Source organism: Sphingobium rhizovicinum, assembly GCF_042647625.1.
Lineage (GTDB): Bacteria > Pseudomonadota > Alphaproteobacteria > Sphingomonadales > Sphingomonadaceae > Sphingobium > Sphingobium rhizovicinum.
The window spans coordinates 322,876-338,768 of the sequence record NZ_JBHRVU010000005.1 but is presented as its reverse complement, the minus strand read 5'-3'; the positions used below and the strand labels follow the sequence as shown (position 1 = coordinate 338,768).

Annotated in this window: 16 protein-coding genes; 8 read left to right on the top strand and 8 right to left on the bottom strand. The window is 61.5% G+C overall.

Going from position 1 to position 15,893, the window contains the following annotated elements:
- Window positions 1–3 precede the first annotated feature (3 nt).
- Window positions 4–783, bottom strand: a complete 780-nt coding sequence (locus tag ACFOKF_RS20395; protein WP_380798317.1) for an enoyl-CoA hydratase-related protein — start codon at window positions 781–783, stop codon at window positions 4–6.
- Window positions 784–865: 82 nt separating this feature from the next.
- Here ACFOKF_RS20395 and ACFOKF_RS20390 point away from each other — a divergent pair, with 82 nt between their 5' ends.
- Complete coding sequence (locus ACFOKF_RS20390) at window positions 866–1,555, top strand: 2-oxo acid dehydrogenase subunit E2 (protein WP_380798315.1); 690 nt, start codon at window positions 866–868, stop codon at window positions 1,553–1,555.
- Window positions 1,556–1,582: 27 nt separating this feature from the next.
- On the opposite strand, the gene ACFOKF_RS20385 is transcribed toward ACFOKF_RS20390, so the two are convergent.
- Complete coding sequence (locus ACFOKF_RS20385) at window positions 1,583–2,080, bottom strand: MarR family winged helix-turn-helix transcriptional regulator (protein WP_380798313.1); 498 nt, start codon at window positions 2,078–2,080, stop codon at window positions 1,583–1,585.
- Between the two features lie 156 nt (window positions 2,081–2,236).
- Here ACFOKF_RS20385 and ACFOKF_RS20380 point away from each other — a divergent pair, with 156 nt between their 5' ends.
- From ACFOKF_RS20380 to ACFOKF_RS20370, 3 genes are all read left to right on the top strand, one after another.
- Complete coding sequence (locus ACFOKF_RS20380) at window positions 2,237–3,196, top strand: hypothetical protein (protein ID WP_380798312.1); 960 nt, start codon at window positions 2,237–2,239, stop codon at window positions 3,194–3,196.
- Between the two features lie 17 nt (window positions 3,197–3,213).
- A complete protein-coding gene (locus tag ACFOKF_RS20375) occupies window positions 3,214–4,080 on the top strand; it encodes a crotonase/enoyl-CoA hydratase family protein (protein WP_380798311.1) in 867 nt (288 codons plus the stop codon).
- Between the two features lie 270 nt (window positions 4,081–4,350).
- Complete coding sequence (locus ACFOKF_RS20370; RefSeq protein ID WP_380798310.1) at window positions 4,351–6,747, top strand: TonB-dependent receptor; 2,397 nt, start codon at window positions 4,351–4,353, stop codon at window positions 6,745–6,747.
- Between the two features lie 94 nt (window positions 6,748–6,841).
- Here ACFOKF_RS20370 and ACFOKF_RS20365 read toward each other — a convergent pair whose 3' ends face one another.
- On the bottom strand, window positions 6,842–8,248 hold the full coding sequence (locus ACFOKF_RS20365) for an aromatic ring-hydroxylating oxygenase subunit alpha (RefSeq protein ID WP_380798309.1): 1,407 nt from the start codon (window positions 8,246–8,248) through the stop codon (window positions 6,842–6,844).
- Window positions 8,249–8,402: 154 nt separating this feature from the next.
- Here ACFOKF_RS20365 and ACFOKF_RS20360 point away from each other — a divergent pair, with 154 nt between their 5' ends.
- The 3 genes from ACFOKF_RS20360 to ACFOKF_RS20350 are packed head-to-tail and all read left to right on the top strand — an operon-like array spanning window position 8,403 to window position 10,248.
- Window positions 8,403–9,398, top strand: a complete 996-nt coding sequence (locus tag ACFOKF_RS20360) for a DUF7064 domain-containing protein (protein WP_380798308.1) — start codon at window positions 8,403–8,405, stop codon at window positions 9,396–9,398.
- A 20-nt stretch (window positions 9,399–9,418) separates the two neighbouring features.
- Window positions 9,419–9,964, top strand: a complete 546-nt coding sequence (locus tag ACFOKF_RS20355) for a hypothetical protein (protein ID WP_380798307.1) — start codon at window positions 9,419–9,421, stop codon at window positions 9,962–9,964.
- Entirely contained in the window at window positions 9,961–10,248 is a 288-nt protein-coding gene (locus ACFOKF_RS20350; RefSeq protein ID WP_380798306.1) for a DUF1330 domain-containing protein, read from the top strand. The genes ACFOKF_RS20355 and ACFOKF_RS20350 overlap by 4 nt, the downstream gene beginning before the upstream one ends.
- A 2-nt stretch (window positions 10,249–10,250) precedes the next feature.
- On the opposite strand, the gene ACFOKF_RS20345 is transcribed toward ACFOKF_RS20350, so the two are convergent.
- From ACFOKF_RS20345 to ACFOKF_RS20325, 5 genes are all read right to left on the bottom strand, one after another.
- Window positions 10,251–11,066, bottom strand: a complete 816-nt coding sequence (locus tag ACFOKF_RS20345) for an enoyl-CoA hydratase/isomerase family protein (protein WP_380798305.1) — start codon at window positions 11,064–11,066, stop codon at window positions 10,251–10,253.
- A 50-nt stretch (window positions 11,067–11,116) separates the two neighbouring features.
- On the bottom strand, window positions 11,117–12,133 hold the full coding sequence (locus ACFOKF_RS20340; RefSeq protein WP_380798303.1) for an alpha-ketoacid dehydrogenase subunit beta: 1,017 nt from the start codon (window positions 12,131–12,133) through the stop codon (window positions 11,117–11,119).
- 10 nt (window positions 12,134–12,143) lie between these two features.
- A complete protein-coding gene (locus ACFOKF_RS20335; protein ID WP_380798301.1) occupies window positions 12,144–13,127 on the bottom strand; it encodes a thiamine pyrophosphate-dependent dehydrogenase E1 component subunit alpha in 984 nt (327 codons plus the stop codon).
- A 19-nt stretch (window positions 13,128–13,146) separates the two neighbouring features.
- Window positions 13,147–14,313 carry an acyl-CoA dehydrogenase family protein gene (locus ACFOKF_RS20330; RefSeq protein WP_298400749.1) on the bottom strand — a complete coding sequence of 389 codons (1,167 nt, stop codon included), beginning with the start codon at window positions 14,311–14,313 and terminating at the stop codon, window positions 13,147–13,149.
- Window positions 14,314–14,423: 110 nt separating this feature from the next.
- A complete protein-coding gene (locus tag ACFOKF_RS20325) occupies window positions 14,424–15,203 on the bottom strand; it encodes an SDR family NAD(P)-dependent oxidoreductase (protein ID WP_380798300.1) in 780 nt (259 codons plus the stop codon).
- Window positions 15,204–15,310: 107 nt separating this feature from the next.
- Here ACFOKF_RS20325 and ACFOKF_RS20320 point away from each other — a divergent pair, with 107 nt between their 5' ends.
- On the top strand, window positions 15,311–15,847 hold the full coding sequence (locus tag ACFOKF_RS20320; protein WP_380798298.1) for a VOC family protein: 537 nt from the start codon (window positions 15,311–15,313) through the stop codon (window positions 15,845–15,847).
- The last annotated feature ends 46 nt before the right edge of the window (window positions 15,848–15,893 follow it).

Sequence of the window (15,893 nt, the reverse complement as noted above, 5' to 3'; positions counted from 1 at the left end):
CAGTCAGCGGCCCGACCAGTTGGGTGCGCGCCGTTCGACGAAGGCGCGTTTGCCCTCGATCGCGTCTTCGCTGGCGAGAACGGCGTTGGATAAGGGGAAATGGCGCATATCGAGCGCCTGTTCGATCGGCATGTCGAAGGCGGCATAGGCCACCTGCCGCGCGCAGCGCAGGGCCAGCGGGGCGCAGGCCGCGATCTGGCTAGCCCAACGCATCGCGGCGGGCCGCAGATCGGCGGCCGGCGTCACTTCGCTTGCCAGGCCGATGGCATGGGCTTCGCCGGCGTCCACGGTGCGCCCGGTCAGGATGATGTCCATGGCGCGCTTCATGCCCACGGCGCGGGGCAGGCGCTGCACGCCGCCGCCCACCGCCGCCCAGCCAACGCGCGGTTCCGGCAATGCGAAACTGGCGGTGTCGGCGGCGACGATGATGTCGCAGGCGAGCGCCAGTTCGAAGCCGCCGCCCATGGCGATGCCGTTGACGGCGGCGATCACCGGCAGGGGATAGTCGCAGCGCGCATTGAAGCCGGCAAAGCCCGTCGGCGGCAATTCCATGACGCCGGTTTCCAAATTGTCCTTCAGATCATAACCGGCGCAAAAGGCGCGATCGCCAGCGCCGGTGACGACGACGACGCGGACATCGGTCGTCATCGCCAGCCGATCAAAGGCGTCGGACAATTCATAATGGGCGGCAGGATGCAACGCATTCATCCGCTCGGGCCGGCGGATCGTCAGGATGGCAATCCCATCGTCAATCACGATCCTGCTAAACTCGCCGTCGGTCATCGCCTTCTCCTGATGAATGGCAGTTGATAAACATCAATATCGTATATATGCAAATTATATTGACGCTGAAGGGAGAGGCGAATTGGCAGTCACCGACCTTGTGAAACTGAACGGCATGCGCGGCATCATCGCGCAGAAGATGAGCGAAAGCCTGGCCAAGACGGCGCAACTCAGTTTCTTCTGCGACATCGACGCGACGGCGTTGATGGAGGCGCGCGGGGCATGGAAGGCGGCAGGCGTCAAAGTCGGATTCGAGGATCTGATCGCCAAGGCTGTGGCCGGGGTGATGGCCCGTTTCCCTACGTTCAACGGCGTGGAAACGGCGGCCGGTGTGGAATTGCATGATGAAGTGCATGTTGGTTGCGCCATCGCCCTGCCGGGCGCGCTGGTCGCGCCGGCGATCGCCAATGTGGAGCTGCTGTCGGTGTCCGAAATAGCGGTGGTGCGTCAGGATCTGGTGGACCGGGCGAAGCGGGGCAAGTTGACGATCGCGGAACTGACCGGCGCGACGGTGACGATCACCAATCTGGGGCTGACGCGGGTGGAGCATTTCACCCCGATCCTGACCTATCCGCAGCAGGCGATCATTGGTCTTGGCCGGATCGCGCCCAAGCCATGGGTGGACGGGGATGGGCGGACGCTGGTCGTGCGATCCGTGATGGGCCTGTCGCTGACCGTGGATCATCGGACCATCGACGGTGGCCCGGCCGGCGACTTTCTGGGCGCTCTGGCGCAGGCGCTGGAACGCGCGGACGGCCTGTCGCCGGAGTGATGATGCGCCGTGCCGATCCTTTCCGTGTCAGTCGTTCTGCAACATATCCCGGATATTGGCCTTCACCAGCGCCAGCGTTTCTTCGGTGATGCGCTGATGCTCCGGGGAAACGCCTGCCAGGATCGATTTGTTGAGTTTGCTGCCGACCTTTTGCATTTCGGCAATCACTTCATAGCCCTGATCGGTGATGAACACGCGCCGGGCGCGCCGGTCTTCGGCATCCAGACGCCGTTCGACATAGCCGGCCGCCTCCAGCCGGTCGATGAGGCCGCCGATCGTCACCTTGCCCACATCCATATGGCGCGAGATGTCGACCTGCATCATCCCGTCCGCGCCGACGCGCGACAGGGTGGCCAGCACCGACCATTGCGACCGGGTGACGCCGCGCGACCGCATGACATCGTCAAACAGCGTGCGGCGCATGCGCGACACGTCATGCACAAGAAAGCCGAAGCGGAAGGGCTTCACCACTGGCCGGGAGGCGGACTTGGCTTCCTTGGCCGGGCTGGTCTGTTTCCTGGGCATTATCGTCCTTGGCTCACGCAAAAATGGATCGGCCCAACCTGATGCATTGGCCCGAAATCTGCCAATAGCGCGGCCCGTTTCGATTGCAAATTGATAATACACTATCGCACCAAATGGCGACTTTTAATCGACATATTCTGATGATTGGAGAGAGACATGCTGCTGCACGAGGATTATCCCCACAGCGTTCCCACCCGCGCTTGGCTGCGCTGGAAGGAGAATTATTTCTGGGTGTTCATGGACCCGGACCGGGACATTTGCTGTCTGGCCCATTGCACGGCAGAGCCGACCTATGATCGCGCCTTCGCCTCTTTCACCGTGCTGCACAAGGGGCAGAAAATCATCAGCGGCAAGGAAGTGCCGATGCCGTCGCCCTTCGAACATGCCAAGACGCTGCATTATGGCGACCTGACAATCGATTTCGTCAAGCCGCAGGCGGAATTTGTGGTGGAATATGAGGATGACAAGGTCGCTGCGAAGCTGGTCTTCACCCGGCGCATGCATCTGTTCGACTTTCAGGCCTGCGCCGACGTCAATCCCGACTGGTTTTCGATTTCCGAAAATACCGCTTTCGAACGCAACAGCTTTCGTCATCAGGGGCAGTGCATGAATGCGACGGGCAATGTCACCTTCAAGTCGGGCGACTTTGCCGGCACGTCGATCGACGTCGACGGATCGGGCTATCGCGATCATAGCTGGGGCATGCGCAACGACCAGATGACGCTGGATCATAACTGGTCCTTCTTCAACTTCCCGTCGATGGGCTTTCACCTGATGCGGGTGCGCAACGTCATCCGTCCTGAAAGCCGCACGGCGGAGGGCTATATCGCCCTGCCCGAAGGCAATGAGGTGATCAAGGCGCTGGAGATCGACAATGTCGGGGATGGGCCGGAGGGCATGCCCGACAAGGTCATTTTCCGCACGACGACATTGAGCGGCAAGCCCTACACGCTGGTCGCCGATGTCGGGAACGCCTTTGCACGGTTGCCGCTGCATTCGCAAAAGCCCGGCGCCAAAGTTTATCTGAACGTCGAAAATATGTGCCGGGTCCATTGCGAGGAAACCGGGGAGCAGGGGCTGGCCAATGTCGAGATCGGCGCGCTGAAGGACGCCTGAGAGGAGGGAGCGAGGCTATGGACGACCCCGAACATTTCCTGTTCGACGTTGCCGACGGCGTCGCCACCATCACCATCGACCGGGCGGATCGCCTGAATGCCTTTACCCGGGCGATGGCGCTGGATCTGACCGCCCTGTTCGACCGGGTCGATCGCGACGATGCGGCGCGGGCGGTGATCCTGACCGGGGCGGGGCGCGCCTTTTGCGCGGGCGCGGACCTGTCGCCGGGGCAATCCTCGCTCTCGTCGGCCGAGCTGGACGATGTGGCGGACTGGTCGGACCCCGCCACTCGCGACTTTGGCGGCCTGATCACGCTGCGCATCTATGAGTGTCTGAAGCCGGTGATCGTCGCGTTCAATGGATCGGCAGCGGGCATGGGCGTCACCATGGCGCTGGCGGCCGATTTTCGGCTGGCTTCGGATGAGGCGAAGTTCGCGCTGCCCTTCGTGCGGCGGGGGATCGTGCCGGAATCGGCGTCGAGCTGGTTCTTGCCGCGGATCGTGGGCATAGCCCAGGCGCTGGAATGGACGCTGACCGGCGCGACATTCCCGGCGCAGGAGGCATTGCGCGCCGGGCTGGTCCGGTCGCTGCACCCGCCCGAAGAGGTGATGCCCTCCGCTTTGGCGCTGGCGCGACAGATTGCCGCTCAGAGCGCGCCGGTGTCTGTCGCGCTGACGCGCCAGATGCTGTGGCGATCGCTAGGCATGGGGCATCCGATGGACGCACACCGGATCGAAAGCCGCGGCATCTATGCGCGCGCGCGCGCGGCGGATGTGCGTGAAGGGGTGGCGAGCTTTCTGGAAAAGCGCGACCCGCTGTTTCCGAACCGCGTGACGGAGGATATGCCATCCTTTTTCCCCTGGTGGGATGCGCATCCTTATTGATCGCTAATTTGGATGGACCGGCGCATAGAACGCATTGCGTTCTCCAAAAATAAGCGTATAGTTTGCGAGCATACGGCTTGTATCCATATCAAATGGACGCGAATCAAATCCGGGCGGAAATATGGGAGGATGTCTGGCGCCGCAGTAGGGCGAGCCAACCCTGTTGACCATAAGAAAAGCTGCACCGGACGCCGGTAGCAGATGTTGCTGCATCAGAAAACGCGCCGGAAAAGGCGCATCTGCAACAAGATATACAGAGGGAGGATGTCCATGTCTGGATCCGTTCGTGATCTTTGCATCAACGGCGCGCGCAAGGCTGCGCTGCTGGCTTCCGTTGCGACCCTTGTCGGCCTGACCGGCACAGCGGCGCAGGCGCAGGAAGCGCAATCAGAAAATTACCAGCTGCAGGATATTGTCGTCACCGCGCAGAAGCGGTCGCAAAATGTGCAGGATACGCCTTTGTCGGTGACGGCGGTCAGCGGCGAAGCGCTGGTGTCGCAGGGCATTACCAGCGTTCAGGAACTGAACCGCATCGACCCCGCGCTCCAGATCGGGCAGGCGACCGGCACGGTCACGACCTTCATTCGAGGCATCGGCAATCCGGTGACGACTGCTGGTAATGAAGCGAGCGTTCCCGTCTATATTGACGACGTCTATTTCATCCGCGCGGGCTTTCCCTTCTTCGATCTGGCCAGCGTCGACCGCGTCGAAGTGCTGAAGGGGCCGCAGGGCACTTTGTTCGGCCGCAACGCATCGGGCGGCGTCATTTCCATCTACACCAAGGATCCGAGCCAGGACGCCGAACTGGAAGCCCGGATGGGCTATGCCAATTATGAGACGATGGACCTGAAATTCTATGGCAATATGCCGATCACCGATCGGCTGGCCGCGAATTTCTCGATGAGCTGGCATAATCAGGATCAGGGTTGGGGCCGCAACAAGAAGCTGGTCGATCAACTGGATACGTCCAAAGGTTATCAGGATGGCGGCAATGATTATTGGAAGGGTCATAGCATCAGCCTGCGCGGCAAATTGCTGTGGGAGCCGACCGATACGACCGCGGTCAAGCTGATCGGCTATTATCAGAATAGCTGGAGCCAGATCGGCATCTATTCCCGGCCCTTCCCCGGCACGGTGGGGGGATCGCCCGATCCGGCGCACAATGGCGCAGGGCCGATCCCGGAAGCGCCGGTGCCATCGCAGGTGCTGCCTGCGCTCGACTTTTACGATGTGTCGCTGGCCGAAGAGCAATATGACGCCTCCGAAGGCTGGGGCGTTTCCGCGCGGATCGATCAGGAACTGGGTTTTGCCGATTTCGTGAGCATCACCGCCTATCGCCACAATAAGGAGCTCTATCATTCGTCCGGCAATTATTCGGACTATGACTGGCTGGTCTATGACCTAAACATCGTCGACAAGCAGTTTTCGCAGGAGTTTCAGCTGAAGTCGGCCGCTGGCAGCAAGATCAACTGGATACTGGGCGCCTATTATCTCAATGCCGATGGCGGTTTCGATCCCACCTATATCGGTGGCCCCGGCCAGAATGCCAATGGCATCGACGTGATCAAGATCGTCGGGCGGCAGAAGGTCAAATCCTATGCCGGCTTCGGGCAGGTCACGGTGCCGCTGGGCGAAATGACCAATGTGACAGGAGGCCTGCGCTATACCGTCGATAAGGTGCGCGGCACGGGCTACACCGACGTCACCTTCTTCCCCGGTATTTTCGGTCCCGATCCGTTCGTGCTGCGCGCGCAGCAGTTCGACGCGCATAATGATTTCGGCAATCCCAACGGCATATCCATCATCGATGGCGACAATCCATCCGCGTCCAAGACATTCAAGAAATGGACGTACAAGATTTCTGGCGATCACAAGTTCAATGACGATGTGATGGCCTATGCTTCCTATAGCCGCGGTTACAAGGCAGGGACATTCAACACCTTGCCGCTCGACACCAAATCGCTAAATCCAGAAATTGTCGATGCCTATGAAATCGGGCTGAAAACCGAATTGTTCGATCGCAAGGTGCGCTTCAACACGGCTTTGTTCTGGAACGACATCAGCAATCCGCAGATTCAGGCGCAGCGCAACGGGCTGGTGTTCCTGGCCAATGCCGGATCGGCGCGGACCAAGGGCGCGGAGTTTGATCTGACGACGGTGGTGGCGCAGGGGCTGACGCTGCGGCTGGGCGGCACCTATCTGGACGCCAAATTCCGCAACTTCGGCGATGTCGACGGCAATGGCACGCTCGATTGCGCATCCTATGTGCCGTCGCCGACCGCGCCGGGCAATCTGGACCAGATCAGCATTAATTGCAGCGGCAATCGCATGCCCTATGCATCAAAATGGAAGTTTAGCGGCGGCGCCAGCTATGTCCGCGAGATTGAGGGCGCGGGCGAGATGACGCTCGACCTGACCGGCAACTGGTCCAGCAGTTTCAACTGGGACGCGGACAATCTGATCAAGGAGCCGTCGCGCTTCCTGCTGGACGGCGCAGTCGGCTTCACCCCGGAACGCTGGGAGCATCTGACCCTGCGCTTCTGGATGAAGAACATCACCGGCAAGAAATATAACATCAACTATTATGCGCAGGCATCGGGTTCGGCCTTCGCCAGCGCACCGGGCGCGCCGCGCACCTATGGCGGGGAACTGGTCTTTAAATTCTGAATCGACCAGCGTTCAAAAAGAGAGGCGGCCGGGGCAATCCCGACTGCCTCTCTTTTTGTCTGGGGAAGGGGCGCTCCTTCCCCGCGTCTTTTGATCAGCGCGCCAGATCGCGGTCGATCAGTTCGTGCCACGCCTGGATCATGCCTTCCTGATAGGCGCCAAGGCGCGAATAGGGGGCGGCGGGGTTGGCGGCCTTCAGCCCCTGCTGAACCAGTGGCAGGTTGCTCATGTCCTGATCGAAGATCATGGCCAGGAAACCATAGGCCGGCGCTTTCTCCGCAATGCTTTCGTCCGCGCCGATCTCGATCGGTTCGGCGGCCGGTGGCCGGGCTTCGCCCTCACGCCAGGGCATCAGCAGGCGAACGTCGAAATAGCAGAGATTGGGATCGCTTTCATGCGGCAGGAACTGGTAGACGAAGGGCACCGATTCCGACAGCCACAGGGTAAAGTGCGGATAAAGGAAATAGAGCGAGCTATCGATCATGACCGCATCGCTCTCTGTGATCGGGCGGTTGTAGCTCTGCTCATAGCTTTGCCGCAGCCAGTCGCCCAATTGCGCGCGCACATCCCTCGCCGGATCGATGTCGGGCAAGGTGGCGTCGGGATAATGCCACATCTGCTGCACCTGCGCCGCCACCATGGCGGCGGCATGCGCCGTTGCCGAGGAGTCTGCATGCATGCTGGGCACGGCGGACGGCACCGCCTCGCGCCCGACCGCGCCCAACGGCGTGGTGAAAATGTCATATTGCGACTGGCTGTCGCCGGTGAAGGGCACGCCTTCCGGATGCGTGGCGTAGAGATGATAGGATTCCTGAAAGGCTTCCTGCGTGATTTTCCAATTGGCGCGGACCTGCTTGCGAAAGCGCGCCTTGGTATAGCGCTTTTCCGGCGCGAAGGCGGCGAAATGCGCGGGCATCGGTCCCAGCGCGTCCAGCAGCGGTAGCGCGTCCTTGTCGGCATTGATGAAGATAAAGCCGCCCCAGCGTTCCAGCCGCACTTCCGGCAAAGCGCCGTTCAACCGGGTAATGTCGGGGAAATCCCAATGGCTGGGAATGCGCTTCAGCCGCCCGTCCACATTCCATTCCCAGGCATGATAGGGGCAGCGGATCGTTTCGGCCTGCTCTTTCTTCGCGCATAACATGGTGCCGCGATGCAGGCAGCTATTGTAGAACGCCTTGAAACCGTCCGTGTCCGACCGCACGATGAAATAGCTGTTGGGACCGATTGTCAGTGGCACCCGGTCGCCAACCTGTGGAATATCCTCCTCCCGACAGGCGAACAGCCATTGGCGGTTCCAGATCTTGTCCAGTTCCTGCTGGAAGAAAGCGGGGTCATAATAGCGCGCATAATCAATCTGCCGATTGTCCGGCTGATGGTCGCCGCGCGCCTGCATGGCGGCATTGGGTCCGCGACTGTCCCGGCTCCACAATTCGCTCAGCAAGGGGCGATCCTTGCTGCCATAGCCTTTGACCACATCCCGTTCGGCAATGACTGCCATCATCCGTCTCCCTTGGCTGCGGGTTCGCATTCCAATATGGTATGCTACCATACAAGATGTCCGTCGGTCCAGCCTGCAGTAAATTATGCTAGCATATGGTGCGTAAGCATCCTAATGATCGGGCAAAGGCCGATGACGGCGCAAATGGAGAGGCTTGATGTCCGATACCGACTGGAACAGCAATCTGGGCGGAGGCTTTGGATCGCATGTCCCGCAGGACGAATATTATCATGGCGTGGGCGATCCCGTCGATACGCTGACCGAGACATGGTACTGGAATTTTCATGTGCCCGAAGCGGCGATCAACTGCTTCGCCTATTGCTGGGTGCATCCCACGCTGGGGACCGTGAGTTCGGGCCTGATGATCTTCAAGGGCATCAAGCAGAGCCATCTGGCCTGCGAACTGTTCGACTATCGCGACTATATGGCGATGAATGTGGTGGGCGACGGCAGCGATATTCAGTTGCCCAACAGCATGCGCGTGCAGGCGATCAAGCCGCTGGAGCATGTGCGCATGACTTTTGACGATCCGGTGCGTGAAACCAGTGTCGACGTGGACCTGCGCGCGATCGGCGTGCCGATCATGCGGGCGAACAACAAGCATTTCGAACAGGTGATGCATGTGACCGGCGATCTGGTTCTGCGCGGCGAGCGCTACAAGGTCGACTGCCATGCCGTGCGCGATCGCAGCTGGGGCGAGGCGCGGCCGGAAAATCACAATCCCGCGCCGCCCTATACCTGGGTGACGGGTGCCTTCGGCGAGGATTTCGCCTTCAATGTCGGATCGCATGACGACCCGGATCGCAACCCCGAATGGAAGGGGATCATGCCGGTGCCCACGCGCATCTTCAATGATGGCTGGGTTGTGGTGAAGGGCGAGCAGCGCCGCATCCGCAATGCGTCCAAGATCACGACCCGCACCCCCGACCAGTTCGGCCCGATCACCCATGATTACAGCTTTGAGGATGACCGGGGCGAAACCTATCATATTCGCGGCAAGCTGGTGGCGCAGACCATCTGGGGCGGATGGTCCAACATCACCTGCCATATCGGCCTTGTCGAATGGGATTGGGACGGGCGCACCGGCTATGGCGAAAGCCAGGAAGTCCAGTGGAACGACTATGTCTACAAGATGAGCCAGCAGCAGCGCTGAACCGAGCGGGGGAGGAAGGCATGAAAGGCGCACGGATCATCGCCTGGGTCGTGATCGCGATCATGGGCGTCAACATGGCCAATGTCGCGATCAACAGCGGCATGGACCATGGCGTGGGCTTCGACACCTTCCTCGCCGGATCGGGCGATCCATGGCAGCTGTTCATCAATAATGATCTGGTGACGGGCCTGCTCTTCATGGTCGGCTGGCTGATCTTCCGCGAACAGGGCGGGCGGCTGGCCGACCGGATCGCCTGGGTTTGGATGATCATGTGGTGGGGCAATATCGTCGTCGCCGCCTATGTGCTGCTGGCGCTGTGGCAGGCGGGCGGGGACGACCGGCGCTTCTTCCTTGGCCGCCGGATAACGCAATTGCCAGCGTTGCGGATTAGCGCAGCTACGCGGGTGGCGAGCGGTATTCTGGCGCTGCTGGTGACGCTCTGGACATTGGTGGGGATCGTGAAAGTCGGCTTTGCGCCGATCGCGACTTTCGGTTTCGTCATGGGCTTTGCGCCTGTCACCCTGTCGCTGCTGCTGGTCGCATGGCCCGCCAGGAGGGAAATATGACTGTCTATCTCGTTGTCGAACTCACTTATCTGGATGAAGGCTGGCGCGCCGATTATGGCCGCGCCGTGCCGCCGATGGTGGCGGCGGCCGGCGGGCGCTATCTGGCGGCGGGTGCGCCCGATGTGCTGGAGGGGGAGGGAGATGCGCCGGATCGGGTCGTGATCTTTGACTTTCCTTCGGCGCAGGCGCTCAAGGGCTTTCTCGCCAGCCCCGATTATCAGCCTTATGCGCAAAGCCGGCAGGCGGGTGCGAACACCCGTATGTACCTGATCGACGCGCTGTAACTTCAGCGCGTCGAGGGGAAGGCAGCGCTGCGCTTTTCGAGAAAGGCGCGGACGCCCTCGGTGAAATCCGGGTCGCCCACGCAGGCGACGATGCCATCGGTTTCGGCGTCCAGTATCTGCGCCAGCGATTGTCCGGGCGCATCATTGACCAGCCTCTTGGCGCGCGTGATCGCCAGTTGCGGTGCGCGAGCGAGACGGGTCGCCATCTTCATCGCTTCTTCCTCCAGCGCATCCGCCGCGACGATCCGGTGCAACATGCCCAGCCGCAACGCCTCCTGCGCGTCAACCTTCGCCGCGGTCATCAGCAGCATGCGCGCCATGCGCGTGCCTACGACCTGCGGCAGGACGGCGGTGACGCCGCCATCGGGCGACAGGCCGACCTTCTGGTGCGCGAAGACGAAGGTCGCGCTATCGTCGCCGATCGCATAGTCGGCGACCAGCGGGTAGAAAAGGCCCGCGCCAGCGGCGGCGCCGCGCACCGACGTCACGATCGGCCGGTCGAAGGCCGCGATCGCCTCCACCAGTCCGCGCGCCAGCGGCAGGCGGCGGGCAAAATCGGCTTGTCGCGTCGCCACATCCTGTTCGATCGACTGCGCGAAGCCGGCGACATCGCCGCCGGCGGAGAAGATCTTGCCTTCGCCGCGGACAAGGATGCAGCGCACGGCTGGGTCGGCCTGCGCCGCATGAAATAGCTGCGTCAGGCCCGGCACCGCCGTTTTGGGAATGGCGTTGCCAAATTGCGGCCGGTTGAAGGACAGGCGCAGCACGCCTTCCGTCAAGTCGACCAGATAGCTGTCATCTTCTGCCGAAACGATCATGCAGATACCCTTGGACAGGAGGGGCCACCCATGGGGCGACCCCATGATAGTCAGGCGAGCGCGGCCTTGATGGCGGCGGCGATCGTGTCGGGTTGCGGCGCGAAAGCGGTTTCCAGCGGCTTCGAAAAAGGCACTGAGCTGAAGGCGGCGCCAACCCGCTCGACCGGGCGCTTGAGCGTGCCCCAAAGCTCTTCGGTGATGACCGAGGCGATTTCTGCGCCGATGCCGAACTGCTTGACCGCTTCGTGAACGACCACCGCGCGGTCGGTCTTGCGCACCGACGCCAGCACCGTTTCCTTGTCCCAGGGCGAAATGGTGCGCAGGTCGATCACTTCGACCGACACGCCTTCGCCGGCCAGTTTCTCCGCCACGGCCAGGCTGTGCGTGACCATCAGCGAATGGGCGATGACGGTGACGTCGCTCCCTTCGCGCGCGATCCGCGCCTTGCCGATCGGGATGATCTGCTTGGTCACTGGCGCGGGCGTCCAATAGCTGGGCAGATTTTCGATGAACAGCACCGGATCGGGATCGTCGATCGCCGCGCGCATCAGGCCATAGGCGTCGTCCGGGTTGGACGGGGCCACCACCTTGATGCCGGGGGCATGGGCAAACCATGCCTCCCAATAATCGCTATGCTGGCCGCCGGTGGAAAAGCCCGCGCCGGTCATGGTGCGGATCACCATGGGTACGCCGGTCTGTCCGCCCGACATGAAGCGCAATTTGGCGGCATGGTTGACGATCATGTCCATCGCCACGGTGACGAAGTTCATCAGCATGATTTCAGCGACGGGCTTATAGCCGCCGACCGCCGCGCCAATGGCCGCGCCGATGATCGCCTGCTCGGAAATCGGGGTCGATTTGACGCGATCCTCGCCGAATTTGGTGGACAGGCCCTTGGTGACGCCCATGACGCCGCCTTCCTGCGGGTCGGCGACTTCTTCGCCCAGCACGAGCACCTTGGCGTCGGCCTCCATCGCATCGTGCAACGCCAGGTTGATGGCTTCGACGGCGGTCATCTTCTTGACCTTGGCGTCGGCCGGGGCGGCTGTTGTGGTGGTGTCGGTCATGACGATCCTCTCACGCAATTTCTTCGGCGAACACGTCGCGCTTCAGTTCGGCGACATCCGGGAATGGCGCGTCATAGGCGGCGGCCAGCGCAACATCGATGCGGGCGTCGATGTCGGCTTCGAGCGTCGCCAGCACGGCCTCGCTCGCGATGCCGTCGGCGATTAGACGCGCGCGCAGGATCGGCATCGGATCGTCCTTCTGCGCCTGGGCATAAAGCCCCTTGTCCATATAATGGCCGGCCTCGCCCAGCAGATGGCCGTTGAAGCGGAAGGTCATCGCCTCGATCAGGGTCGGGCCTTCGCCGGCGCGGGCGCGATCGATCGCGACCTTGGCGGCGCCATACATCTCGTCGGGATCATTGCCGTTCACCGTGACGCCCGGCATGCCATAGCCCGCCGCCCGATCCGAAATCCTGTCGATCGCGCGGGAATAGGCGATGCTGGTATGTTCGGCGTAGAGATTATTCTGGCACACGAAGATGACCGGCAGTTTCCACACTGCCGCCATGTTCAGCGATTCATGGAAAGCGCCGATGTTGGACGCGCCATCGCCGAAATTGGCGATGGACACGCGGTTCTTGCCATCCAGCTTCGCCGCCCAGCCAAGGCCGGTGGCGATCGGCATGGACGATCCGACGATGCCGGTCGTGACCATCATCCCCTTGTCGGGGCAGGTCAGGTGCATCGGCCCGCCCTTGCCCTTGCAGGTGCCGGTGACGCGCCCGGCCAGTTCGGCCCATAACTCGTCCAGCGGGAAACCCTTGGCCAGCATATCGTGAATGCCGCGATAGATGGTGCAGATATAATCGTCGTCGGTCAGGCTGACGGAAATGGCCGACGGGATGATCTCCTGTCCGCGCGGGCTGTAATAGGGCATGACCAGCTTGCCGGCCATCATCTGCTTGATGATCCGCTCGTCATTCAGCTTGATCAGGGCCGCCTTCTTGTAGATTTCCAGCAAGGTTGCCGGATCGGGCTTGGGATAGTTGGACATAACCTCTCCTGATTATGGCTCAGTAGGATTTGGGCAGGTCGAGCACTTTTTCGGCGATGAAACTGAGGATCATCTGCTCCGTGATCGGCGCGATGCGCAACAGGATCGATTCCCGGAACAGGCGTTCGACCTGATATTCGGTGGAATAGCCCATGCCGCCATGGGTCATCACCGCGCGGGTGCAGGCGTCGAAGGCCGCGCGTCCGCCCAGGAACTTGCCAGCATTGGCCTCCGCGCCGCAGGGTTTGCCCTGGTCATAGAGATTGGCCGCGCGCATGATCATCCAATAGGCGGATTCAAGATAGGTCCAGTTTTCCGCCAGCGGATGCTGAATGCCCTGATTTTCGCCGATTAGCCGCCCGAACACCTTGCGCTCGCCAGCATAGCGGGACGCGCGGGCCAGTGCGCCGCGGCCAAGCCCCACCGCTTCGATGCCGACAAGGATGCGTTCGGGGTTCAGGCTGTGCAGGATATAGTGAAAGCCCTTGCCTTCCTCGCCGATGCGGTCCTCATCCGGGATGAAGTAATCGTCGATGAAGGTGGCGTTGGAATCGACCGCGTTGCGGCCCATTTTGGGGATGCGACGCACTTCGACCTGGCTCTTGTCCAGATCGGTGTAGAATAACGTCATGCCGTCGGTCGGCTTCTTGCACTGGTCCTTGGGCGTGGTGCGGGTCAGCAGCAATATCTTGTTCGCGACCTGCCCCGACGATGTCCAGATCTTGCGCCCGGTGACGCGATAGCCGCCCGGCACCTTGGTTGCGAAGGTCGTGATGCTGGTCGTGTCTAGGCCCGCGTCCGGTTCCGTCACGCCAAAACAGGCGCGGTCGGTGCCGTCGATCAGGGGCTTGAGCATCCGCTCCTTCTGTTCGGGCGTGCCGTTCACCACCACCGCATGGGGACCGAAGATATTGAGGTGCAGCGTGCTGGCGGCGGAATAGCCGCCTGCGCTGCACGCCACTTCATGCATCATGATCGCTGCTTCGGTAACGCCCAGATTGGCGCCGCCAAACTCCTCCGGCATGGTGATGCCCAGCCAGCCGGCATCCGCCATCGCGCGGTGAAATTCGAACGGAAAGGTCTTTTCCTGATCGCAGCGCGACCAATATTCGTCGTCGAACTGGTCGCACACCTTCCGCACATTTTCGCGAATGGTTTCATGATCTTCCGATAGGCAAATATCCACTCGATCTCTCCTGCGAGGTCCGGTTCGATTGGCCGGCCCTCAATTCGTATGCATTATTACTATATGCATCATTTCCAGAGTCAAGGGCGAGTGAAGGCGCAGGCCGCGTTTCAGTGCGGCGTCAGACCGCCATCGACGAAGAGTTCAGCGCCGGTGACATAGGAAGCCGCATCTGATGCGAGGAAGGCGACGACCGCGCCGACCTCCCGCGCTTCGCCCATGCGGCCCATGGGGATGGCGGCGCGCAATGCCTGTACTTCGGGCAGATCTGCCTTGGCGTCGCTGCCCAGCAGCATATCTGTGGCATGCGGGCCGGGGTGGACCGAATTGACCCGGATGTTGGCGCCGCTCTGCGCCAGATGGATGGCGGCGGACTTGGTCATGTTCGCCACCGCCGCCTTGGTCGCGGCATAGGATGTGGTGATCGCGCTGACGCGCCGGGTGGAGTTGGACGATATGTTGACGATCGCGCCGCCGCCGCTGGCCTTTATCGCCGGGATCGCTGCCTGCATGCCGCGAAACGCGCCGAGCAGGTTGATGTCGAGGATTGTCTGGAAATCCGCGACGGTCAGATCCTCCACGGTGACCGCTGTCGCGATGCCGGCATTATTGACCAATATGTGCAGCCCGCCAAAGGCCTGGACGGTGGCGTCGACCGCCGCCGCCCACGCCGCCTCGTCGCGCACGTCCAGTCTGACGAACTGCGCGGCATGGCCGGCGGCGCGCAATTCGGCGGCGGTTTCCTCGCCGCGATCGACCAGCAGATCGCCGATCATAACCTGTCCGCCCGCCTCGCAGATCGCCCAGGCGCTCGCTGCGCCCAAGCCGCGCGCTGCGCCGGAAATCAGGGCGGCCTTCCCCGTCAGGCTGGGGCTGTTGGTGCGTTGCATATCCTCTCCTTGATCCGGCGTCGGATTGAATTTCTTTGCCGAAATGAAATGCTAGCATATGGTATGAATGATAACCAGTGGCATGGCCGCATTTCAGGAGAGAGATTATGGCGCGCAAACCCGTGGGTCGGCTGAACCAGATCGCCTATATGGTGCCGAACCTGGACGCTGCGATCGATTGGTGGACGCAGGTGATGGGCGTTGGTCCCTTTTTCGTCTTTCCCGGTTTCGACATGGTCCGATCCGACTATCGCGGCGCGGATCAAAAGGTGGAATTCGGCGCGGCGGTCAGCTTTTCCGGCGACCTGATGGTCGAACTGATCGAGCCGCGCGGCCCCTCCATCTTTCAGGAATTTCTCGATGCCGGTCGGCAGGGCGTTCATCATCTCTGCGCCTTCGCCGATGATATGGCGGCGACGCAGGCATGGGTCGACAGCGTCGGCGGAAAGCGCTTGCAGGGCGCGGCCTTCGGCGACGGGTCGGAAATCGCCTATTTCGCAATGACCGACGATGAAACGATCATATTGGAGGTCGGCGTGCTGCAACCGCAGGTGATCGGCCTGTTCGATGCGATCCGGGCCGCCGCGGCGAATTGGGACGGGGAAAGCCGCCTGTTCGATCCTCTGGCGACACAAGAGGGGTGACGGGCAAAATAATATGTATTAGTACGATATGCATATAATCATATAT